General features: G+C 32.9%; 25 protein-coding genes and 2 pseudogenes. 25 read left to right on the top strand and 2 right to left on the bottom strand.

Going from position 1 to position 22,872, the window contains the following annotated elements; all coding sequences use genetic code 11:
- Positions 1-20 precede the first annotated feature (20 nt).
- Genes G6CMJM_RS00955 through G6CMJM_RS00975 form a run of 5 tightly spaced genes read left to right on the top strand, consistent with a single transcriptional unit; the run spans position 21 to position 4,293 of the window.
- Positions 21-707 (top strand): ABC transporter ATP-binding protein, encoded by a 687-nt coding sequence (locus G6CMJM_RS00955; protein ID WP_129718619.1) that lies wholly within the window; start codon positions 21-23, stop codon positions 705-707.
- 2 nt (positions 708-709) lie between these two features.
- Entirely contained in the window at positions 710-2,002 is a 1,293-nt protein-coding gene (locus G6CMJM_RS00960) for an ABC transporter permease (protein ID WP_129718620.1), read from the top strand.
- A gap of 16 nt (positions 2,003-2,018) precedes the next feature.
- The gene (locus G6CMJM_RS00965; RefSeq protein ID WP_129718621.1) at positions 2,019-2,750 is read left to right on the top strand and encodes a ribosomal RNA small subunit methyltransferase A; all 732 of its coding nucleotides are present in this window, start codon (positions 2,019-2,021) and stop codon (positions 2,748-2,750) included.
- Between the two features lies 1 nt (position 2,751).
- On the top strand, positions 2,752-4,077 hold the full coding sequence (locus tag G6CMJM_RS00970) for a class I SAM-dependent RNA methyltransferase (protein ID WP_129718622.1): 1,326 nt from the start codon (positions 2,752-2,754) through the stop codon (positions 4,075-4,077).
- A 3-nt stretch (positions 4,078-4,080) separates the two neighbouring features.
- Positions 4,081-4,293 (top strand): hypothetical protein, encoded by a 213-nt coding sequence (locus G6CMJM_RS00975; protein ID WP_129718623.1) that lies wholly within the window; start codon positions 4,081-4,083, stop codon positions 4,291-4,293.
- 131 nt (positions 4,294-4,424) lie between these two features.
- On the opposite strand, the gene G6CMJM_RS00980 is transcribed toward G6CMJM_RS00975, so the two are convergent.
- Together G6CMJM_RS00980 and G6CMJM_RS00985 are read right to left on the bottom strand one after the other, a co-directional pair.
- A complete protein-coding gene (locus tag G6CMJM_RS00980; protein WP_129718624.1) occupies positions 4,425-4,883 on the bottom strand; it encodes a type II secretion system protein in 459 nt (152 codons plus the stop codon).
- Between the two features lie 152 nt (positions 4,884-5,035).
- Complete coding sequence (locus G6CMJM_RS00985; RefSeq protein WP_129718625.1) at positions 5,036-5,524, bottom strand: hypothetical protein; 489 nt, start codon at positions 5,522-5,524, stop codon at positions 5,036-5,038.
- Between the two features lie 71 nt (positions 5,525-5,595).
- Between G6CMJM_RS00985 and G6CMJM_RS00990 the strand changes: the two genes are divergently transcribed.
- The 20 genes and pseudogenes from G6CMJM_RS00990 to G6CMJM_RS01075 all read left to right on the top strand — a co-directional run.
- On the top strand, positions 5,596-7,749 hold the full coding sequence (locus G6CMJM_RS00990; RefSeq protein WP_206660761.1) for an ATP-dependent helicase: 2,154 nt from the start codon (positions 5,596-5,598) through the stop codon (positions 7,747-7,749).
- Between the two features lie 54 nt (positions 7,750-7,803).
- Positions 7,804-9,006 (top strand): aggregation-promoting factor C-terminal-like domain-containing protein, encoded by a 1,203-nt coding sequence (locus tag G6CMJM_RS00995; protein ID WP_129718626.1) that lies wholly within the window; start codon positions 7,804-7,806, stop codon positions 9,004-9,006.
- Positions 9,007-9,009: 3 nt separating this feature from the next.
- Positions 9,010-9,816 (top strand): 16S rRNA (adenine(1518)-N(6)/adenine(1519)-N(6))-dimethyltransferase RsmA, encoded by an 807-nt coding sequence (gene rsmA, locus G6CMJM_RS01000; RefSeq protein ID WP_129718627.1) that lies wholly within the window; start codon positions 9,010-9,012, stop codon positions 9,814-9,816.
- Between the two features lie 42 nt (positions 9,817-9,858).
- Positions 9,859-10,476 carry a type II secretion system protein gene (locus G6CMJM_RS01005; RefSeq protein ID WP_129718628.1) on the top strand — a complete coding sequence of 206 codons (618 nt, stop codon included), beginning with the start codon at positions 9,859-9,861 and terminating at the stop codon, positions 10,474-10,476.
- Positions 10,477-10,506: 30 nt separating this feature from the next.
- A complete protein-coding gene (gene metG, locus G6CMJM_RS01010) occupies positions 10,507-12,075 on the top strand; it encodes a methionine--tRNA ligase (RefSeq protein WP_274542109.1) in 1,569 nt (522 codons plus the stop codon).
- A 6-nt stretch (positions 12,076-12,081) separates the two neighbouring features.
- A complete protein-coding gene (locus G6CMJM_RS01015; RefSeq protein ID WP_129718630.1) occupies positions 12,082-12,882 on the top strand; it encodes a TatD family hydrolase in 801 nt (266 codons plus the stop codon).
- Positions 12,883-12,937: 55 nt separating this feature from the next.
- Positions 12,938-13,609, top strand: coding sequence for a hypothetical protein (locus tag G6CMJM_RS01020; RefSeq protein WP_129718631.1), 672 nt, complete (start codon positions 12,938-12,940; stop codon positions 13,607-13,609).
- A 99-nt stretch (positions 13,610-13,708) separates the two neighbouring features.
- Positions 13,709-14,086, top strand: coding sequence for a hypothetical protein (locus G6CMJM_RS01025; protein WP_129718632.1), 378 nt, complete (start codon positions 13,709-13,711; stop codon positions 14,084-14,086).
- A gap of 82 nt (positions 14,087-14,168) precedes the next feature.
- Positions 14,169-15,362 carry a cysteine desulfurase family protein gene (locus tag G6CMJM_RS01030; protein ID WP_129718633.1) on the top strand — a complete coding sequence of 398 codons (1,194 nt, stop codon included), beginning with the start codon at positions 14,169-14,171 and terminating at the stop codon, positions 15,360-15,362.
- Entirely contained in the window at positions 15,363-15,962 is a 600-nt protein-coding gene (locus tag G6CMJM_RS01035; RefSeq protein WP_129718634.1) for a YdcF family protein, read from the top strand.
- A 5-nt stretch (positions 15,963-15,967) separates the two neighbouring features.
- On the top strand, positions 15,968-17,026 hold the full coding sequence (gene mnmA, locus G6CMJM_RS01040) for a tRNA 2-thiouridine(34) synthase MnmA (RefSeq protein WP_129718635.1): 1,059 nt from the start codon (positions 15,968-15,970) through the stop codon (positions 17,024-17,026).
- Positions 17,026-17,919 (top strand): DUF2797 domain-containing protein, encoded by an 894-nt coding sequence (locus G6CMJM_RS01045; RefSeq protein ID WP_129718636.1) that lies wholly within the window; start codon positions 17,026-17,028, stop codon positions 17,917-17,919. The genes mnmA and G6CMJM_RS01045 overlap by 1 nt, the downstream gene beginning before the upstream one ends.
- 27 nt (positions 17,920-17,946) lie before the next feature.
- Positions 17,947-19,419, top strand: a complete 1,473-nt coding sequence (dnaX, locus tag G6CMJM_RS01050) for a DNA polymerase III subunit gamma/tau (RefSeq protein WP_129718637.1) — start codon at positions 17,947-17,949, stop codon at positions 19,417-19,419.
- Positions 19,412-20,761, top strand: coding sequence for a replicative DNA helicase (dnaB, locus tag G6CMJM_RS01055; RefSeq protein ID WP_129718638.1), 1,350 nt, complete (start codon positions 19,412-19,414; stop codon positions 20,759-20,761). Before dnaX ends, dnaB begins: the two co-directional genes overlap by 8 nt.
- 277 nt (positions 20,762-21,038) lie before the next feature.
- The gene (locus G6CMJM_RS01060; RefSeq protein ID WP_129718639.1) at positions 21,039-21,578 is read left to right on the top strand and encodes a DMP19 family protein; all 540 of its coding nucleotides are present in this window, start codon (positions 21,039-21,041) and stop codon (positions 21,576-21,578) included.
- Positions 21,579-21,634: 56 nt separating this feature from the next.
- Positions 21,635-21,736, top strand: a pseudogene (locus G6CMJM_RS03265) (phosphomethylpyrimidine kinase); the annotation flags it as partial.
- A gap of 31 nt (positions 21,737-21,767) precedes the next feature.
- Positions 21,768-21,893 (top strand): restriction endonuclease subunit S domain-containing protein, encoded by a 126-nt coding sequence (locus G6CMJM_RS03270; protein ID WP_420887509.1) that lies wholly within the window; start codon positions 21,768-21,770, stop codon positions 21,891-21,893.
- A 177-nt stretch (positions 21,894-22,070) separates the two neighbouring features.
- Positions 22,071-22,217 (top strand): hypothetical protein, encoded by a 147-nt coding sequence (locus G6CMJM_RS03180; protein ID WP_165302655.1) that lies wholly within the window; start codon positions 22,071-22,073, stop codon positions 22,215-22,217.
- Between the two features lie 243 nt (positions 22,218-22,460).
- Positions 22,461-22,615, top strand: a pseudogene (locus G6CMJM_RS03285) (relaxase/mobilization nuclease domain-containing protein); the annotation flags it as partial.
- A 115-nt stretch (positions 22,616-22,730) separates the two neighbouring features.
- Positions 22,731-22,872 (top strand): BlaI/MecI/CopY family transcriptional regulator (locus G6CMJM_RS01075; RefSeq protein ID WP_195157016.1); only part of this gene is annotated, 142 nt, incomplete at its 3' end.

The following is a 22,872-nucleotide window of genomic DNA, read 5'->3' on the forward strand; positions in this document are numbered from 1 at the left end:
AGATAAAAGAAAGGATAATAATGAATCTAATTGAAGCTAAAAACATAGTAAAGGTCTACCGAGACGGAGCTAGCTTTTTTAAGGCTCTAGACAAGGTATCTATTAATATTAAAAAAGGTGAAAGTGTTGCTATTATCGGTAAGAGTGGTAGTGGTAAATCAACCCTAATGCACTTGCTTGCTTTATTAGACAAGCCAAATGAAGGCCAAATTTTAATAAACGGCAAAGATACAGCATTACTAAAAAAGAAAGAACTTAATAAGCTACGGAACCAAACTTTTGGCTTTGTTTTTCAGCAGTTCTTTATGAACCCACAAGATACCGTACTTGAAAATGTAATATTACCCCTAAAAATAGCTGGCGTTCCTAGTAAGAAACGTAAAGAAATAGCCATGAAAGCTTTAGAAGAAGTTGAACTTGCAGACAAATTCAATAATAAAGCCTCCAACCTTTCAGGAGGGCAAAAGCAAAGGGTTTGTATTGCAAGAGCTATAGCAAACTCACCAAAAATACTTTTCGCTGATGAACCAACAGGAAACCTAGATTCTAATACTGGCGATAAGGTTGAGAAACTACTTTTTAGCTTAAATAAAGAACAAGGAATAACCCTAATTATAGTAACGCACGATGAAGCTTTAGCTAACAAGTGTGATCGTCAAATTAGAATTAAAGATGGTAAAATTGTAACAACAGGAAAGGATAAATAAAAATGCGTTCAATAGATATTATCAAAACTGCCAGTGGTAACCTATGGCGTAATAAGGGTAGAACATTTTTAACTATTATTGCTGTTTTTATAGGCTCTTTTACTATTGCTTTAGCTTCAGCTGTTAATATTGGCGTAAATGACTACATTGACCGTCAGCTATCAGTTTTTGGCGATCAGTCTGTTATGTACTTTACCGCTAAACAAGAGAACGCTCAAACCACTAAGGGCCCAAAAAAGTACGATAAAAATACTGAAAAACTTGGCAATAACAAGTATACCTACACTTATAAGTCTTTAACAAATGAAGATATTAAAAAAATTGAAGGAATTGAAGGCGTTGACAGTGTTAGAGCAACTAAAGAAGTGCAAGCTGAGTATATTGAAGGCGTAAATAAAGATCAATACGAAACAAAGGTTGAAAACCTAAATAAAGATAGTGGTATTAAAAAAGATTTTAAATTAGGTGAAGATGTAAAAGATAAAAACGATATCGCTATTCCACAAGACTACGTGTCTGTTCTTGGTTTCAAGAATGATCAAGATGCTATTGGTAAAACAGTAAAACTACATTTCATTAATAAGCATAATAACCAAGAAAAAGACTACGAAATGAAAATTGTAGCCATCTTAAATAAAAACCTTCTACAGGACGGCCTAACCCTAATTACAGGCGATTTTAAAAATGAAGTATACAACTTTCAAACTAAAGACCAGCCTAAAAATCTAAAAAATAAATATATGAGCGCTTCTGTCTCAATTAAAAAAGACTATAGGGCTGAAGAAAAAATCAAGAGTATTAAAGAGCAAGCTGATAAGCTTGGATATAAAGCTCTAACTATTAAAGATCAAATAGAAAGTATTAAAAATGTTGTTAATGCTATTACAGGTGCTTTAATTGTCTTTGGTGCTATTGCACTGCTTGCTGCAAGCTTTGGTATTATTAATACACTTTACATGAGCGTAAGGGAACGCACTAAGGAAATTGGTTTAATGAAAGCTATGGGTCTTTCTAACCGTAAAATATTTAGTTTATTCAGTATAGAAGCTATCCTTATTGGTTTTTGGAGTTCTGTTATTGGCATATTAATAGCTATGGGAGTTGGTAACCTTATTAACGGCTTTGCTAATAATACTTTCTTGAAAGAGCTAGATGGCTTTAACTTAACTAAGTTCACTTTATTAAGTAATGTTATTATTATGGCAATAGTAATGTTTATATCTTTTCTAGCAGGTGCTTTGCCATCTAGAAAAGCAAGTAAAAAAGATCCTATTGAGGCTTTAAGATACGAATAAAGCAATAATTTAACATATGAGCCAAAGCAGAAAACACCACTATAGCCAACACTTTTTAAAATCACCAAAAGTAGCTTTAACGCTAATAGGGCACAGTAACATTCGCCGAAAAGATACTGTGTTAGATATAGGTGCTGGAAGTGGTGTTTTTACTTTTGCTTTAAGTAAAAGATCAACCCAAGTTATTGCTATTGAAAAAGATAAGCAGACTTTCAAAAAACTATCCTTAAATTTAGAAAATATTCAAAATGTTAAGCTTATTAATAAAGATTTTTTAAATTTTAATTTAGAAAATTTACCAGTAAAATATAAAGTTTGTAGTAATATACCTTTTAGCTTAAGCTCAAAAATTATTCAAAAATTAGTCAATAGTAATAACCAGCCACAGGCTATTTATTTAATCCTGCAAAAACAATTTGCACAAAAACTTATTATTGATAAAAATAATTTCACTTCTGCCCTTGGTGTTAAGTTTATGCCATTTTATTCTGCTAAAATTAGGAAACCCCTACATAAAAATGATTTCACCCCACCACCAGCAGTAGATACTGTTTTTATGGAACTAAAAAAGAGGGAAGAGCCTTTAATTACCTTAGAGGATAAAAATAATTACAATAGTTTTATTGATAAATGCTTCGCTTCCTCTAACTTTTTTAAAAAATATAATAAGAATAAAGAAAAGAAGCCAAGCGAACTAACTTCTCAACAGTGGCTAACAATTTGGCAAAATTATAATAAGAAAGGGTAAAATGGCAAAAAAAATAAGGTTTGAAACAGTAGAATTTAGCAAAATAACCCCCGGAGGTCAAGCAATAGGAGAATTAGAAGATGGTAAAAAATGTTTTGCCTGGGGAGTATTACCGGGCGAAAAAGCTATTATTCAAATAACTAAAAATAAAAGTACTTTTTGCGAGGGGTATGCCGTAGAAATTTTAAAAGAATCTCCCCATCGCATTCAGCCAGTAGATAGCGACAGCTACCTTTCTACCAGCCCTTGGCAAATTCTTAATTTTACTTTTGAACAAAAAACTAAAGAAGAATTAATTTTAGAAAGTTTCCGTCAAGAAAAAATAGCTCTAGAGCAACAGCCATTTTATTCTGGCAGTGAAATTTTCAACTACCGTAATAAAGTAGAATTTTCTTTTTGGTATGAAAAAAACGAAAATAGTGAAGAAGAAGGGCAACTAAATTTAGCTTTCTTTAGAAGAGGTGGTCGAGGTAAAGTGCCAGTAAAAGGAACTAGCCTTGCTAAAAAAGAAATCAACCAAGCTGGCCAAAAAGTACTAAAAATATTACAGAATAGAAAAACCTTTGCTAAAGACTTAAAAACACTTCTAATTCGCTCCAACCAAAAAGGGGATATAACAGCTCAACTTTATGTTAAAGACGCTAATTTTAAGCTTTTATATGGCGAAGAAATTAATAGCTTAGGTAATAACTTTAAATGTTTTGAAATAATTTATTCTAACCCTAAGTCACCAGCTAGTGTTATAACCGAGAGGTTACAAACTATAGGTGAGCGTAACTTAAGTGATGAAATACTGGGCATTAATTTTAATTACGCTACAGAAGGGTTTTTCCAAATTAACCTGCCAGTATATCAAAAAGCTCTGGAAGATATGAGCAAATTTATTGATAAAGACAAAGAAACAGTAGATTTATACTCTGGCGTTGGCTCAATTGGTTTAACTATTGGTAAAGGCAATTTAAAACTTATAGAAATAAATCCTTTTGCCGTGGAAGAGATGAAAAATAATATAGCTAGGCTTAATATAGCTAATGCTGAAGCTATTTTATCCCCAAGCGAAAAAGCTTTAGAATATATTAGCAATAAGGCTAATTTAATAGTTGACCCACCAAGGGCAGGAATGGATAAGAAAGTCTGTGAAAAAATATTAGAAGTTGAGCCAGAGAAAATTATTTACCTTAGCTGTAATGTTTCTACTCAAGCAAGAGATGTAGCCATTTTAAGCCAAAAATATGATATTATATACTCAAAGGGCTATAACTTCTTCCCAAGGACGCCTCATATAGAAAATTTAGTTATTTTAAAATTGAAAAAGGAATATAGATAAAAAATGAAAAACCGTAATTTAAATGCTTTCATTATTGCGCTTATTATTGTATTTTCAACTATTTTAATTGTAATAATAGCAGTAGTGATAAATGAAAAATCTAGCAGTAATAATAAACATACTCCAGCAAAACCTCGCTATCACCGAAATTATTATAATGATAATAGCAATAAAGATGATGACGCTGTATTTGACTTCGACCAATATGGCATTTAAAAATAGAGCGGTTATTAATTTTATAAAATAGGCTTTAAGCCTATTTTATTTTTAAGCCTAAAAGTAAAATTCTTGGCAATAAAAAATAACTCAAGTATTATGAGTTATTTTTTATTAGTTATTACTATTTACTAGGCTTGTAGACAGTAAGCTATATTTTGTCCTTCTAGACCTGCACGAAGTACTGGACCATTTCCTGCCTGTGCTACGCCATTGTCTCCACAGTTAGCATGTTGGTAATATAGAATTGTACCAGCTTTAACTGCTTGCTCATTATTAGTTGAAAGCTGAACAGTATATTGTTCATTAGTTGATGGATCCAAGAAAGTACTATTTCCTTGTTTTACATAGTTAGTAATTACGGTCTGTAAATCAGCGTTATTTGCTGGTAATTTACCACGGTTAGCACTCTTATAATCATTGATAGCTGCTTGTAGACGGCTGATATCGTTTTTACGTTGTGTATCACGCTGGCTTCGTTGTAGCGCTGGTAAAGCTAAGAACACCATTAAGAAGATAAGTCCGGCAATAGCAAGCACAAGGACAACTTCAATAATTGTGAATCCTTTTTTAGTAGTTGTTTGGTTCATATGAATTATTTCCACCTTTCTTATGAACAATAAATTATTTTTATATTTAGTATTTTTATTTACGGTTTGTCCGTATGACTATATTAAAGCATAAGGAATATTAAAAAGTCAATAGAATTTTTAATAAAATAAATAACCCTTTATTTAAAGGGTTATTTAGCAATAATTTTTTTATAAGAAAGACGAAAAGCCGTTCGCCAAGAGCCAATAGAATCAGAATTAAAGCAACGAACTTCACCATTTTTTACTTCAGCAATCTCCACTAAGGCAGGGTTATAAGTTACTCTTGTTTTATAGTAACGTAGCTCCTCATCTTGTACATGTTCACGCCCTGGGAAAATTTGTAAAAACTGTTCCCTAGCGTGGTCAACAAAATAATCCTTATAGCCATTTGGCGGGAAGAAATAAGCAGGTTTTAAATTCATTTTATTTAACAAATACTGCATATCGCCTAATGTCATACGAGCCTCAGAAGATAAGAAAGCATATAACTTTTTTTTCTTAGTGCGAAAAATTACTGCCTCAGCCGAATAGCTAATAGGAAGATCACGAGAAACAACTTCGTCAATACCAAAATTAACACCAAAATGTTTTTGTATAAATTCCTCTAAATTTTTATCAGAATACTGCGAGCCCTTCATATTGATTATTTTAGCACAGAGGCACCATTTTATAAAATGGTTATACATAAATATGTTACAATTAATATTATATGAATATTTTGGGTGAACTTAATAAAAAACAAGCTGAAGCAGTTAAAACTTTAACTGGCCCAATATTAATACTTGCTGGGGCGGGTAGTGGTAAAACTAAAACCCTAACGCACCGTATAGCTAATATTATAGAGAACGGTACGGCTAGCGAAGAAATATTAGCCCTAACTTTTACCAATAAAGCCGCTAAAGAAATGAGAGAGCGTTTAGCTAATATGCTAGAGCGAAACGCTAACGACCGTTTTTTTATGCCTTATATGGGTACTTTTCATGGCATTTGCGTAAAAATACTAAGGCTAAAAGGCGAAGTTATAGGTATTAGCCCTAATTTTGTTATATATGATGAAAGTGATAAAGCAAGCTTAATAAAAAAAATAGCAAAAGAATTAAAATTAGACCCTAAAAAAGTACAACCAAAAATAGTTATTTCAGCTATTTCTAATGCTAAAAATAATATGATTAACCCTGAAGATTATAGGCTATCAGCTAATTGGGGTATTCAGCAAGATATAGCCGAAATTTACGCGCGTTATGAAATAGAAAAGACTAAAGCTAACGCCCTAGATTTTGATGACTTAATTTTAAAAGTAGTAGAACTACTAAAAAGCCAACCTGAAGTTAGAGAATTTTGGCAAAATAAATTTAAACATATTTTAATTGACGAGTACCAAGATACAAACAGAGCACAATATTCAATTATTAAAATGCTAGTAAATAGTGAGCAAAATATTTGTGTGGTAGGAGATGACTGGCAAAGTATTTACTCTTGGCGTGGGGCTGATTACCAAATAATATTAAACTTTGAACGAGATTTTCCTAACGCTAAAATAATAAAATTAGAGCAAAATTACCGTTCAACAGAAAATATTTTAACAGCTGCTCATAAGGTTATCACTAAAAATAAAAGCCGAAGCGAAAAAGAATTATTTACTAAATTAGGTAAAGGCGAACCTGTTAAACTACAAAGCGCTAATGATGAAGACGAAGAAGCCTCTAAAATTGCTGGGCAAATTTTTAGCCTAAAAACTGTAGGGCTTCGTAATTATAGTGATTTTGCTATTCTTTATAGAACAAACGCACAAAGCCGAACTCTAGAAACAGCTATGAGGCATTACCAAATACCTTATAAAATATTTGGTGGCACAAGGTTTTATGACCGTAAAGAAGTAAAAGATATTATTGCCTATTTAAGGGTTGTCTATAACCCTTTAGATAGGGTAGCATTTGAAAGAATAGCTAACGTACCAGCTAGGAGCCTTGGAAAAGTAAGTTTAGATAAATTTATGAACTGGCAAAGCAGTAACAGTATGGATATAATTTCATCTTTAATTATGGCTACTGAACTTACTACGCTATCGCCAAGAGCTAGAGCCTCCTTAGTAAGTTTAGGGGAATTATTTAGAGAATGCCAATTAATGCTAGAAAATAATAGTATTCCTAGTAAAATAATTGAATATATTTTAGATAAAACTAATTATTTATACAGCGAAAACTTAACAGAAGATGAGCAAAAAGATCGTGAAGAAAATATTAGTGGTTTAGTTACTGACGCTAAAGCTTACGCTGATTTATCAGACTTTTTAGAAAATGCTGCCCTTATGAGTAGTAGTGATAGCAACAGTAATGACGAAGTAGTACTTATGACGCTTCATTCAGCTAAAGGCTTAGAATTCCCTGTTGTATTTTTAGCTGGCATGGAAGAGGGGCTATTCCCTCACTCTAGAGTGTATGATGGAGGAAAAGAAGAATTAGAAGAAGAAAGGCGACTTTGCTATGTTGGTATGACAAGAGCTAGAGAAGAACTGATATTAAGTTATGCTAAAAGTAGGGCAATATTTGGCCAACGAAGTTATAATAACCCTAGCCGTTTTATAGCTGAAACAGAAATAAGCAATAGGACTGAAAATAATAGTCACAACCAAGACTATAACTATAACTATGAATATGATGACATAAACCAAGAAACTTATTTTGATGAATTTGTAGATGAATATGAACAAAACACCTTAAATATTGGTGATAAGGTACGCTCTAAAATTTTTGGCAACGGTAAGGTAGTAGATATAGATGGTATGGCAGTGGAGATTTTATTTACTGACGGTAAAACAAAAAAATTAAATATGGAATTTGCACGGCTAGAAAAGTTAAATTAAACTTTATTTATAAAATTTTGTTTTTTAATAAATTTTGTTATAATAGTAAGAACAATGTGGAGTAAAAAAGTTTTACAACCTATTTATTTTTATCGTAAAAGAATAACTATAGTAGCCTTTATAACTATTCTGTCTTTACTTTTTTTAAATTTAATTACACCAACAAAAATTAATTCAGCAGTTGCTAGTGGTAATGGCGACAAGCTTTTAACTATTTTTGAAGATGGCAAACGCTTTTCTTTTAAAACTAGTGCTAAAACAGTGCGTGAAGCTTTAGCTGAACAAAAAATATCTTTAGAAGAACATGACCATATTGAACCATCTTTAAATGACGAACTAGATGGTGTTGAATACAATATTAATATTTATAGAGCAATGCCTGTAATTATTAAAGATAATAATTATAAAGTAAAAGTATTATCAAGCTCCAAAGTTGCCTCTAAAATAGTTAGCGATGCAGGAATAAAATTATATGATGAAGATAAGGTAGAGCTTATACCTTCAACTAATCCAGCAGAAGATGGTACTTCAACAGTTTTAAATATTACAAGGGCTAAGCTTGTAAAAGTAGATCTTTACGGCAAGGAAACTGAATTTAGAACAAGAGCCGCAACTGTTGCCGATTTTTTGAAAGAAAAAAATATTAAATTAGAAGAGCAAGACGGTATTTCAGTAGAAAAAACTGAAAAAATTAGCAATGGTCAACATTTTAGAATTTGGCGTAATGGAAAACAAACCATTACTAATGAAGAAGATGTTGATTTTGAAGTAGAAAAAATTAAAGATAGCGAAAAAGAAGCTGGCTATAAACAGGTTAAAGAAGCTGGCGAGAAAGGTAAGAAAACCGTAACTTATGAAATTGAAATGCAAAACGGTAAAGAAGTTTCACGCAAAAAAATAAATGAATCACAAACAAAAGCACCTAAAAAACAAATTGAGGTAGTAGGTTTTAAACAAGCAAACTTATCATATACTGGTGGTGGCAATAAAACAGAGTGGCTTAGCGCTTCAAATATTCCACAATCCGAATGGGGTTATGCTGACTGGCTAGTAAGTAAAGAATCTGGTTGGAATCCTAACTCAACTAACCGTTCAAGCGGTGCCTGTGGCTTAGCTCAAGCCTTGCCATGTTCTAAAGTAGGGGCAGATCCTTACAATCCAGTAAATTCATTAAACTGGATGAATAACTACGTTATGCGTCGTTATGGTAGCTGGGCAAATGCCGTAAACCACAGTAAAACAAAAGGCTGGTATTAGTAAGTGGCGCTTAAAAATAAAAAAGAGCTTGGCCAAAACTGGCTTAAAGACCGTACAATTCTAGACACTATAGCCGAAAGTGGTGATTTAAATAATAGTGATACTGTTTTAGAAATTGGCCCAGGGCTTGGCACTTTAACAAGTTCACTACTTAAAAGAGCTAAAAAAGTTATAGCTGTAGAATTTGATAAAAATTTAGCCCAGAACCTCTTACCTCAATTCCCCGGAAAAAACCTAGAAGTTTTTAATGAAGATATTTTACATTTTAATTTAGAAAAGTTACCAAAAAATTATAAAGTTGTAGCAAATGTTCCCTACTACATAACTTCAAAAATAATTCAAAATTTACTGATGGCAAATAATAAGCCCTCAAAAATTGTAATTTTAATTCAAAAAGAAGTAGCTGAGAGGATTGTAGCAGAAAAAGGGAATATGAGTGTTCTTGCCGTGTCCGTGCAAGTATTTGCTAAAGCTAAATTAGGCATTGAAGTGCCAAGAGATTTTTTCACTCCTCCACCAAAAGTGGATTCGCAAGTAGTGGTTTTGGAAACTCGTGAACAAAATCTGATTGAAATTTTCAATTTGGAAAATAATTGTGAAATTTCTGAAAGGGAATTTTTTCGAATTGTAAAAGCTGGTTTTGCTGCAAAACGCAAAAAAATTGTCAAAAGCTTGAGTGCTAATCTTGTAATTTCAAAAGAGCAAGCAGCTGAAATTTTAGAAAAATACGAAGTTTCGCCAGATTTGCGAGCACAAGACCTTGAAATAGAGGAGTGGCTCAAAATTGCAAAAGTTTTTTATAGTAAATAAAGCGCTATTGCTTTTTTACGATATTATCGGTACCATTGAACTATGAAAGCAGTAAAAAGCAACAAAAATCAAAATTCAACAAAAAAGGGCTTTACGATCATTGAAGTTGTTTTAGTATTAGCTGTCGCTGGCCTAATATTTTTAATGATATTTTTAGCTTTACCGGCACTTCAACGATCGCAAAGAGATACAGAGCGAAAGCAAGATATTGCAATGCTGGTGACAGCCCTGCAGAATTGGAAAGTAGCCAATAGAGGGAAAGGTTATTCAACTTTAGGTGAGAGTAAAACTACAGAGGTAACGCCAAGTGACGATTTTGGCAAAGAGAATAAACTGACCGTGAGTGTCATAGATATAAAAAATAGCCCCCTAAACAATTATATAGGTACTAAAGATGATAACTCAAATAAAAGTGATAGCTCTTCATCATTAAGCCAAAACACACTCTTTGTAGAACTATACAAAACTACCGGTTCTCTCATAAGAATACGTTCAGAACACTTTAAAGAAAATAAAGCCGCTGCAATCATGGTTGGTCATGGGTGTGACAACATAGAAACCCTCAAGGATGGGAAGGTAGTATTAAGAAGCGAAAAGCCTGGAACGGCCGCAGTTATACATTTTTTGGAAACTGGTGGAGCCTATTGTCAGGAAGCCTAAAACTTTTCAAAAGCCCAAAGTCTTGAGCTTTTGTTTTTATTTGATTTTTATAATATAATTATAAGCAGTATGACAAAGAAAAAACTTTACATAACAACTGCTATACCTTACGCTAATGGTGCACCACATATTGGTAATGCATTAGATTACCTTATTGCTGATATTTATGCTAGATACCAAAGAAAATTAGGGCATGAAGTTCGCTTTCAAGTTGGCACTGATGAACATGGCAATAAAATAGCTGAAAAAGCACAAGAAAATAACTTAACCCCACAAGATTATGTTAATGGTACTGTTCAAAATTTCCGTAATTTAATGGACAAAATGGGTACTACTTACACCGATTTTATAAGAACAACTGACGCACACCATATTGGATCTTCCCAATATATTTGGACACAACTTGAAAAATATATCTATAAAGGATCTTATGAAGGTTGGTACTGCCAAGGTTGTGAAAGTTTTTACACTGAAAAAGAAGTTGCTGAAAACCACGGTATTTGCCCTAACCATAAAAAACCTTTTGAAAGGCTTTCAGAAGATAATTATTACCTAAAAATTTCTGATTTTTCTGAGAAAATTATAGAAGCAATAAAAAGCGACCGCATGCGAATAGTTCCAGAATTCCGTAAAAAAGAATTCTTAAAATTCTTAGAAAATGGGCTAGAAGATGTTTCAATATCTCGTCCACGCAAAAACCTAAGCTGGGGTGTACCTGTGCCTAGTAATAATGAACAAGTAATGTATGTTTGGATTGATGCCCTTGCTAATTACCTTTCAGTAATTGGCTACCCTGATAGACTAGAGTGGCAAGAATTTTGGCCAGCAAATGTACAAGTTGTTGGTAAAGATATTTTGCGTTTCCATGCTGGAATTTGGCCGGCTATGTTACTTGGTTTAAATTTACCTTTGCCTAAAACATTATTAGTTCATGGTCATATTTCTAGTGGCGGTATGAAAATGAGTAAGTCAGTAGGTAACGTGGTAGATCCTAATGAAATTATTGACAATTACGGTATTGACGCTTTTAGGTATTACTTCTCTCGCCATATACCAACGCAAGACGATGGAGATTTTACTTGGGAAAAATTTGAAAATGCCTACAATAATGAGCTTGGCAACGACCTTGGCAACTTAATTTCTCGTGTAGCTAATATGATAAAACGCTACCAATCTGGCGTAATAGGTGATTTACCAAATGATGACCACGATAAGCATAAATACAATAGCTTAATGGAGCAATTAAAATTTAATGAAGCTATAGATGAGGCTTGGAGCTTAGTAAAAGCTCATAACCAATATATTGAAAATGTAAAGCCATGGGAAATAGCTAAAAAAGCTAAAGATGACAAAAATGAAGAAAGCCATTTAGCTGAAGTTTTAGCTCATTCAGCTGCTGGAATATTACAAATTGCCAACCTATTAGACCCATTTATGCCAACAACTAGCGAAAAAATACGCACAATTTTTGCTAGCGGCGTGGTAAAAGATGAAGAAATTGGCATTTTATTCCCTAAAATTTACTTAAAGACAGAAGATCCAAGAGCTAGAAAAATAGAGCAAGCCCAAAACAAAGCTAACACTAAGAAAAAGAAATAATAAAAAATGTTTTTTATAGATTCACATTGTCATATTCATGATGAAGACTTTCCGATTAATCAATCGGAAGTTTTCACTTTAATGCAAGAAAATAAAATACAAAAAGCTATTTGCGTAGGTGTTAGCGTAGAAAACTCTATTAGAGCTGTTGATTATTCTTTTGCTAATGCCACAAAAGAATATAATATTGAACTATATTCGGCTATTGGCGTACACCCCCATGAAGCTAAAAATTTATCAATGGAAGGTATTTTAAAACTTGAAGAACAACTACAAAAACATAAAGAAAAAATTGTAGCAATTGGTGAAATTGGTTTAGATTATTTCTATAATAATTCCGACAGAAATTCACAAATAAAAGCCTTGGAGCTACAATTAGAGCTAGCTAAAAAATACGATTTGCCTGTAATTTTTCATATTAGAAATGCCTTTGATGATTTTTGGCAGGTTCTAGACCAATTTGAAGTTAAAAATAACTATAAAATTCGTGGCGTGGTACATAGCTTTACAGATAACGAAGAAAACTTACAAAAAGCTTTAGATCATGGTTTTTATATTGGCGTAAACGGTATTTCAACTTTTGTTAAAAAACCTGAAGAATTGGCAATGTTTAGCCAAATACCACTAGAAAAAATGTTGCTTGAAACAGATTCACCTTTTCTTGCACCACAAGGTAAAAGGGGAAAGAAAAACCAACCAGCTTATATAAAGTTAATTGCTGAAGATTTAGCCAAAAAACGAAACATAGCCATTGAAGAAATAGCTAAGGTAACCACCAAGAATAGCCAATTATTATTTAATATCTAGCCTTGACTTTTTTAGTAAAAAATGTTATTATATAGATTATTGAAAGGCGACCGAAATGAGTAAAAAAACAGATAATAGTCAATACAAAATACCTCATTATGATCAATTTGCTAGTGAATCTAGCTATACTTACGTGGAAGAAAAAACAGAAATTAAAGGAAACAACACGACCAAAAAAGAACCTATAATTAGACATACTCAAAGTATTCCAAAAGTAGCACCTACTAATATTTATGAAGATATGTTAAATAAGGCTAGTGAAATAGTTAAATTAAGGGCTAAAGCTGAAGAAGAAATAAAAGAATATCAAGAAAAATTCTCTTGGAAATATCTACGAAAAAAACCTGATTTTTTAGCTGTAAACGGACCTCTCCATTATAAAAATCTTGCGCTTAAACCAAAAAATAAAAGGCGAGATATTTCAAGGGAGCTTTTAGATCTTGAAAGCAGTCTTGGTGCTACTATTTTTGGCACTATTCCTCATAATGTAAGAAGGGAATTTTTTGCCCTAGACCATGATTCTTGGATATGGCACGAGGAGTGGACAGATAGCAGAAGAAAGAAACATCAAAATACTACTCGTTATGAAGTAAAAAATAATACCGTAATTAAAGTACAAGTTGGCCCACACTATTTTGAACTAAAGGGACAAGAATTAGACAATTTTTATAAAGCCGTAACTGTTTACCACCAAAATATACTGCGTTTTATTTACGGCATTTATTAATATTGATAATATAGACAAAATAGCAATAATATGTTATAATAAAAGTATAAAGATACGTTTAAGTACTTTCATTAAAAATATATTATAGGGGTGAAAACTATGCAAAAAATTGCAAAATTAGTTGATTTAAGTTTATTAGTATCATCTGTGGATAATTTTGTTGATGATATTTACCAATCATCAAATAACAATAAGGAAACAATGTATGTTTCCTTCGTCTACAGTAATAAGAAGGTTTCATGGCCTGTTACGGTTAGTCTTATAAGATACGCAGAAGATATTGTAGATCTGGAGATCAGAGTATACAACTATAAACGTCATAAACTAAAAAGTGCTGCAAAATACAGTATGGAATTAGAAGAGGGAACAGTAGTTTTATGGAAATTCTCAGAAACTCTTAACCCTATTCCGTTGCAAGACAATATTGCTAAAAAAATTCAAGATAACCTACAAAAAATTATTGATGATATTGAATAGGCAATAACTTTGCATAAAAAAATAAGCCCCATATATTTACAGGGGCTTTTTAATATCTGGCTAAAATGTTATAATTTATAAGATGCAAAATGACTTTATTTACCTTGACCATGCAGCTACAACACCTGTTAGCGAAAGTGTCTTATCGGCAATGATGCCATATTTTAGTGAAAAATTCTTTAACCCATCAGCCCCTTATTTTCCAGCTTTACAAGTTAGAAGAGAATACGAAGAAGCTAAAAATGAAATTGCTAAATCTATTGGTGCTAAATCTGATGAGTTAGTAATGACAGCTGGAGCAACTGAAAGTATTAATTTAGCTTTTTCAGTGCTAGCTAATTTTGCTGAAGAAAGTAACGAAATATTAATTGCTAGCTTTGAGCATCATTCAGTATTAGAAGCAGCCAAAAAATACGGTAAAATTAAGTTTATTAATGTTAAAAGAAACGGCGAAATTGACTTAGAGGATTTAAAAAATAAAATATCCTCAAATACTAAGCTGGTATCCGTAATGCTAGCTAATAATGAAACTGGGGTTATTCAGCCAATCACTAAAATAGCTGAAATAATAAAAAAGGAACAAAGCCAAAGAGTAGCTAAAGGAGATTTTACACCTATTTTCTTCCATTCTGATGCAAGCCAAGGTATTGGCCAGCTTGATGTATCCGTTGGAAGATTAGGCGTTGATATGTTAACAATTAACGCCGGTAAAATTTACGGACCTAAACAAACCGGCTTACTTTGGGCTAGCCGAAATATAGAGCTCTTACCACAAATAGTAGGGGGAGGGCAAGAACGAGGGCTTAGAAGTGGTACAGAAAATGTTCCTAGCGTAATAGGTTTTGCCAGAGCTATCACTATAGCACAAAAACACCGTAAGAAAGAAGTGGCTAGGCTTAAGGAACTTAAAGATATTTCCGTATCAATATTGAAAAATAATTTTACAGATGATGAATTAATTTTTATAGGCAACCATAAAAAACAATTAAATTCGCACCTTTCTATTAGCTTCCCAGGTATTGATGCAGAAAGAATTATTTTTAGTCTAGAAGCTAAAGGGGTATTAATTGCTACAGGTTCAGCTTGTGCAGCTAATAAAGGTACACGTTCTAAAACTCTACTTTCTATGGGCTTAACTGATAAAGAAGCTGACGGAAGCTTACGTATTTCAATGGGTAAATTAAATAACCCTGAAAATATACATAGAGCTATTAATATTCTTGCTGAGGAAGTTAATAAAGAAATGGAACGCATAGGTTTAAGGAGCCATAAATAAATGATTAAATTCTTTATTAGTATACCTATTATTGCTATTTTGTTTTTTATGGCTTTTGGATCTTTACTAGGGGTTAATGATTTAAAAGAAATTTGCGATAAATCTGCCAATAATTGCCAAAATGTAGCAGATGCTATAGTTGTTGTAAGTGGTGGTAATACTTCGCTTCGTACTAAACACGGAATAGATTTATACAAAAAAGGCTTAGCTAAAAAAATAATTTTTTCAGGTGCAGCTGCCTATAGGATGCCCCCTTCTAATGCAAAACAGATGAAGGAACAAGCCTTAAAATCTGGTATTAAAGCAGACGATATTTTAATGGATGAGTTTAGTACTAATACACACGAAAATGCTCAATTCAGTGGCGATATTATTCGTAGAAATAATTTTCAAAAAATCATTCTAGTAACCAGTGGCTATCACCAATTAAGAACCAACTTTGAATTTAAAAAGGCATTAAAAGGTAATTACTTTCAAATTATTAATTCGCCAGTGGAAGATGACCCTGATTGGACAGGTATTTGGTGGCTAAAACCAAGAGGTTGGTATTTAGTAATAAGTGAGTTTGCAGGCATAGTTAAATTTCTATTATGGAGTTAAAAACAATGGATAAATCAAAATATAAAGTTTATGTAGGAATGAGTGGTGGGGTAGATTCTAGCTTAACAGCATCCCTTTTAAAAGAAGAGGGCTATGATGTTACTGGCGTTTATATGAAAAACTGGACAAGAGATTTACCAGGAATGAAGTGTCCTTGGGCTGAAGATTTGGCTGACGCAAAAAGGGTTGCTGTACAATTAGGAATTGATTTTAAAGTATTTGACTTTGAAAAAGACTACCGTGAAAAAGTAGTTCAATATATGCTAGACGAATATGAAGCTGGTAGAACACCTAATCCCGATATTATGTGCAACCAAGAGGTAAAATTCAAACTGTTCCTTGAAGCAGCTTTAGAAGATGGAGCTGACTATATAGCAACAGGGCATTATGCTGGAACTAAAGATGGTGAACTACTGCGTGCGAAAGACGACAATAAAGACCAGACTTATTTCCTTTACCGCGTAACAGGTAAAGCCTTACAAAAAACTCTATTGCCACTTGGTAAATATACAAAACCAGAAGTAAGGGAGATGGCAAAAGAACGTGGCCTCTTTACTGCAAGTAAAAAAGATTCACAAGGAATTTGCTTTGTAGGTAAAATTGGTATTCGTGATTTTCTAAAACAATTCTTACCACCACAAAAAGCAGGTAAAATAGTTCGCAAAGAAACAGGTGAAGTACTTGGTTGGCATGATGGAGCGATTTTCTATACTCTTGGCCAACGGCATGGCCTTAATATTGGTGGTGGATTACCTTTTTATGTTTGCGGTAAAGATATGGCTAAAAATGAGGTTTACGTTAGCTCCGATATTAATTCTGGAGAGCTTTGGACTAAAAGTATTAAAGTGTCATCCTTGCATTGGATAAACCGAAAAGCTATGGAAGGTGAGGAAATAGAAATTCGTGTACGCCACCGTGCACCATTAGTAAAAGCTACTATTTCTTTTTCAACCAATGATGAAGCTTTACTTACGCTAAAAGACGAACAGCGAGCTATTACAGCTGGACAAAGCGTTGTATTTTATAGCGATAATATTTGTTTAGGTGGTGGTATAATTATTTAATGTTAATTTTAGCTCAAGCAGGGTTTAACAAAAATAATAAACCTAGGCTACTTTTAGCCAATAATAAAACTGGAGAAATTAAAGAATTTTTACCTCAAAATAGCCAAAATATTACTATAAAGTTTAACCTTAGCACGCATTATTGTACTGGCTGGCATGATTTAAAAACAGGGGAAAATTTTACCTGTCCAGATAAGGCTGTGCTTGATAGTAAATACAACCAGTGCTCAAAATGCCAAAATAAAACTGGCTTTAACCCTGCCTTTTATCATGCTTCTAGTATTTCACCCCAACAGCAAGAAAGAAATAACCAACCACACTTTGTATACCTTGCTTATTTTAGTGATGAATATATTAAAGTTGGTATCTCCTTTCATCAAAGAGGGATAGTGAGATTACTAGAGCAAGGAGCAAGAGCGTATTTATCTTTAGGTGAATTTACTACAGCAGATATTGCTAGAAGTTATGAAGCTAAAATTTCAAAATTGCCAAATATTTATGAAAATATTAAAAACAATCTTAAAATAAAACTATTAAATTCTGAATTTAATAAGCAAAAAGCTTTTAAGAAACTAGTGCAAACGCGTTCCTTTATTGAAGAAAACTTGAAAGTAGCTTTTGATAAAAATAGCCCTGAAGACTTAAGTAGCTATTACGGAAATTTTATAAATAGTAAAAATATTATTTTAATAGAAGATTGCCAAAACCCTAAAAATGAGCTTATTTTTTCTGGTAAATTAATTGCCCAAATTGGCTGTAATTGGCTAGCAGAAACGCAAGGGGAATTATTGCTTCTGCCTATTAAAAAATATGTAGGCTATCAAATAGAAATAAATAACGATTTAACAGATATAAAAATGCCCGAAGTTCAAGGTAGCTTGTTTGATTTTTAGATATAGCAATGCTAAAATGTAATCAATATGAGTGTTGCTTTTTATAGAAAATATCGTAGCAAAAAGTTAAGTGAAATAGTTGGCCAAGACCATATCACTAAAATTTTAGATTTAGCTATAAAAAATAATAAAATAGCACACGCCTACCTTTTCTCTGGACCAAGAGGAGTAGGCAAAACCTCTATTGCTCGTATTTTAGCTTATGAGATTATTAAAGAACCTTATAATGAAAAAAATACGCACCCAGATATTATTGAAATTGACGCAGCAAGTAATAACGGCGTAGACAATATTCGCCAATTAAGGGAGCAAATTCAAGTTGCACCTTTTGAAGCAAAATACCGTATTTATATTATTGATGAGGTACATATGTTATCATCATCAGCCTTTAATGCTTTACTTAAAACACTCGAAGAACCACCAGCTCATGCTATTTTCATTCTGGCAACAACTGAAGCCCATAAATTGCCAGCTACTATTATTAGCCGTACTCAACATTTTGTATTTCATTATATTGATAAACAAGATATTACTAGGCATTTAAAATATATTGCCGAGCAAGAAAAAATAAATATTACAGATGACGCTTTAGAAATTATAGCCGAACGCGGTGGTGGTAGCTTTCGTGATAGTATTTCATTACTTGACCAAATTTCTAGCGAACACGCCGAGCAAATTACTGCTAAAACTCTTGAGTTAGCTTTAGGCATAACTAACGCCACCCAAATAAAAAAACTACTAAATGCTTATATTATTCAAGACGTAGCAGAAATTACTAATATTATTAAAACAGTTAAAGAATCTGGCGGAGATTTAATTGCTTTTTGCGACCAGCTAATGAACCAAATACTAACAAAGCTACCTGAAGCTCCCCATCTTGCAAAATTATTATTGCCTTTATCAGAGGCTAAAACATCTAAATTTATTGATATTGAAATTTTAGTGGCTTTTATAGATTATTCCGTAACTCCATCAACCGTTAATATAATAAATACAAATAGTGAAATTACTATTACAGAAGTATCCAAAACCGAAGAAGAACCTATAAAAATTGAAACTACGGAAAATTCTATTAAAACAGATATTCAAGAAATAAATGAGACTACTAAAGAGGTAGAAAATATTCCACAAGAAGAGCCTATTAAGGAAGTTGAAACTAAGCCAAAAATAGTCCCTAAGCAAAATAAAAAAAGTTCTACTACTTTTAATTGGACAGCCTTTTGGCAAGAAGCTGAAAAAGAATATAAGGGCGTTGGAGTAATTTTAAAAAAGTCTAGCCATGCAACTAATGGCGACAAACTAATAATATATGTTGGCAATAACTTTAATTATCGACAAATAGACAAGCAAAGGGCAGTTCTTGGTAAGGCTTTAAAACAGTTAAATCAAGAACATTGGCAAATTGAAATTATTCCAGCACATAAACCACCTGAAGACCAAATTACAGCCAAAGTTGTAGAAATTATGGGTGGAGGAGAGGAAGTAGAAGCAAATGAATAATAGTATTAAGCAGGAAGGAAAAATACCACCTCATAATATTGACGCAGAAAAAAGTTTACTTGGTGCAATTTTAATTGACCAAGAAGTGTTAATTGATGTTGTTGAAATTGTAAAAGCAACTGACTTTTACGATAAAAGGCACGGCAAAATTTTTGCTGGCATGATTCATCTTTACCAAAACCATGAAGGGGTAGACTTAATTACTGTTACTGATGAGCTTAAAAAAAGTGGACACCTTGATGAAATTGGTGGATCAACCTATTTAGCTGAGCTTACTAACCATGTTCCAACAGCTGCCCATGCTTCTTCCTATGCTGAAATTGTTTCCCAAAATGCTGTTAGGCGTCGCCTAATAAAAGCCAGCGCAGATATCAATAGCCTTGCTTTTGATGAAAATTTAACAGTTCCACAACTTCTAGGCCAAAGCGAAGCTGAATTATTCAGTGTGTCCGATTCAAGCTTAAAGCAAGATTTAACATCAATTAGCGATATTTTAGACACTAGTTTTGATCGTATAAATGATTTATACGTGAATAAAGGAGTGCTACGTGGCGTAAAAACTGGCTACCGTGATTTAGATAATATGACGGCAGGTTTGCAACGTTCTGACTTAATTATTCTAGCTGCTCGCCCAGCAATGGGTAAAACAACACTTGTTACTAACCTTGCCTACAATGTTGCCACAATTGAAAAAAAGACCGTTTTATTCTTTTCTTTAGAGATGAGTAAAGAGCAGTTGATCGACCGTATGTTAGCCGACGCAGCAGGGGTAGACAGTTGGAATATTCGTACGGGTAATCTTAGTGAAGAAGATTTCGCAAAATTAGCTGAAGCAAGTGGAGAAATGGCTGAAGCACCAATTTTTATTGATGATACTCCTGGTGTTTCAGTTTTAGAAATGCGAACTAAAGCCAGAAGAGCAGCTCATGACGGTGAGCTTGGTTTAATTATTATTGACTACTTACAGCTTATGCAGGGTTCAGGTTCAGCACAAGCTAATGGTAACCGTGTACAAGAGGTTTCTGAGATTTCTCGTGGTCTTAAACTTTTAGCAAGGGAATTAAATGTTCCTGTTATTGCGCTTTCACAGTTAAGCCGTTCTGTCGAAAACCGTTCGCCACAGATTCCACAGCTTGCCGACCTTCGCGAATCCGGTTCTATTGAGCAAGATGCCGATATTGTTATGTTTATTTATCGTGAGGCGTATTATAACCCTGAAACAGAAAGGGAGAACATTACCGACCTAATTTTAGCAAAACACCGCCATGGACCAACAGGAACGGTGGAACTTTACTTCCACCCAGAACGCCTCCGCTTCATGTCACTTGATAAAAAGCATTAGGTTATTATAGAATTGTAAGGAGGAAGTTTTTTACGTTCATCTAGTTGTTTAATGACTGAATGTTTACGAATTTCTTTTGATGAAGTGAAGAGAAATGGATTTGATTGTATAAAAATTACTGCTATAGACGAACTAGATACCAAAAGAGTTATCTGTGAGTTAGAACTTGCATAAGTTTATTAATTACGAAAGGTAAAATATAAATCCTCTTATTTTAACAGAGAAATATTTTAAATATATCAATCAAGAAAATGAAAGTATTGAGGAGACAACTGAAATGGATGAAATACAAAAGAAATTAAAATACGCAAAGATTACCATAGAAAATATTAAAAATATAGATGAAAACTCTTATTTTGATGTTGTTGATCCAATGTGGGGAACAATTAATATTTATGATGGATATGATGAGTATATTCAATCAGCTCAGACTTTCACTTTAGAGCAAAGATATTTATTAGCCATTACTTGGTATTTTTCAGAAGTATGTAATGGAGGTCATTACCAGTTTTTATATAATCCTACAGGGATAGTTTGGAAAGACACAATAAAAGGTTTCAAACATTTTGGGATGAACGAATATGCAGGTAATTTTCAAAAAGTTGTAGACTATTGTGGTGGGACAATATCTTTTAATAGAGAAGAAAGATACCATATGCTAGAAATATTGGAAGAAAAAAACGGAGAGGAATTTTTTAAGATTTTAGATGAAGCCGATGATTTCGTTTATAATTATGAAGGTGAAGAAAACGAACTAAACTACATCAAATCTCACCCTGAAAAGTTTGTATTTGAAGGAGAATACGAGGGGTATTAAAAATCATATTATTCCCGATTAGTCTTGTCTTATTAATTCTGACTACTTTTCTGAATGAATATGCTAAGAAATTGGCATTTTTAGCCTATAAATCTAATATGTATCAAGTTAGAATGTATAGCGTATTTCTCTTTGGGTATTTATCAGAACAAAATGATGGAGATGGAGATTGAGATTTCAATACCGTCGATGGGCGAACAAAAACGAATTGGCGAATATTTCAAGTACCTCGACAACTTTACCACCCTTCATCAGCGTAAGTATGAAAAATTGAAAAATATCAAAAAATCTATGCTTGAAAAGATGTTTATTTAGGAGGAGTTACAATGGTTTTTAATAAAGAGTCAGATTTTGAAGAGGCTTTAATTAAAATCTTATCCGAGAAAAGGTGGGAAGAAGAAGTATTGCCATTATGGGCATAGTACTTTAGGGATACGCTCTTCCGACTCTTTTAAAAGAAATCAGTAATGAAAAATCGAAAGGAGAACAGAAATGAAGATAATACTCATATATGATTTGAGGAATAAAGCTGAAGTGGCTCTTCTTATGAAAAGGTTAGATAATGACACCGTAGATAGTATTGATGATTTGCCTAACAGTATGATTTTACTAGTACCTGAAAAGCTTGTCCGACTATGACTTCGCAAGACTTAAAAGAAAAATTATCGGATAAAAGGCGGATAAAAAACGGAATCATTGCGAACTAATGACGGAGTATCTACGGACGATCATCGGACAAAGAGGGGACTCTAAGTGAACTTCATATATGTTAAAGTGTGTATAGTGAGACAGAACTAAAGTTGATTAACGTAAGATAGCAGAAGAAAACTTAAAAACCATATTGAGATATAGCGTAAAGTAGGAGGAAATATTATGCTAAGACCAAGAACAAAAGAAATACTATCAAGCCTCGATAAATTGCAAGAAAAAAGAACACCCTTATGCAAGAGTATTCTTCGAATAAAGAACAATTTTCTGACCTTGTTCAGTTTAGGAAAAACTATGAAAATTATTATGGAATAGAAGTGGAGAGATAAAAAGCTATAAGCGTTGCTTACATTTATTAAAAAGACTTGATATAATTCGTTTACAATGGTAAACTTATTTTGAGCATATTTGTTTACAATTGTAAATGATGAGGAGGAAAGGAAAATGAGCACAATAACTTATATCACAGATGCTGAGTGGGAAGTCATGCGTGTAGTTTGGACAAATGATCGAGTAACTAGTAAAAAAGTTATTTCCGTATTGCAAGAAAAAATGGACTGGACACAATCCACTATCAAAACGATCT

This window comes from Candidatus Nanogingivalis gingivitcus, from assembly GCF_004151455.1.
Classification (GTDB): Bacteria; Patescibacteriota; Saccharimonadia; order Saccharimonadales; family Saccharimonadaceae; genus Nanogingivalis; species Nanogingivalis gingivitcus.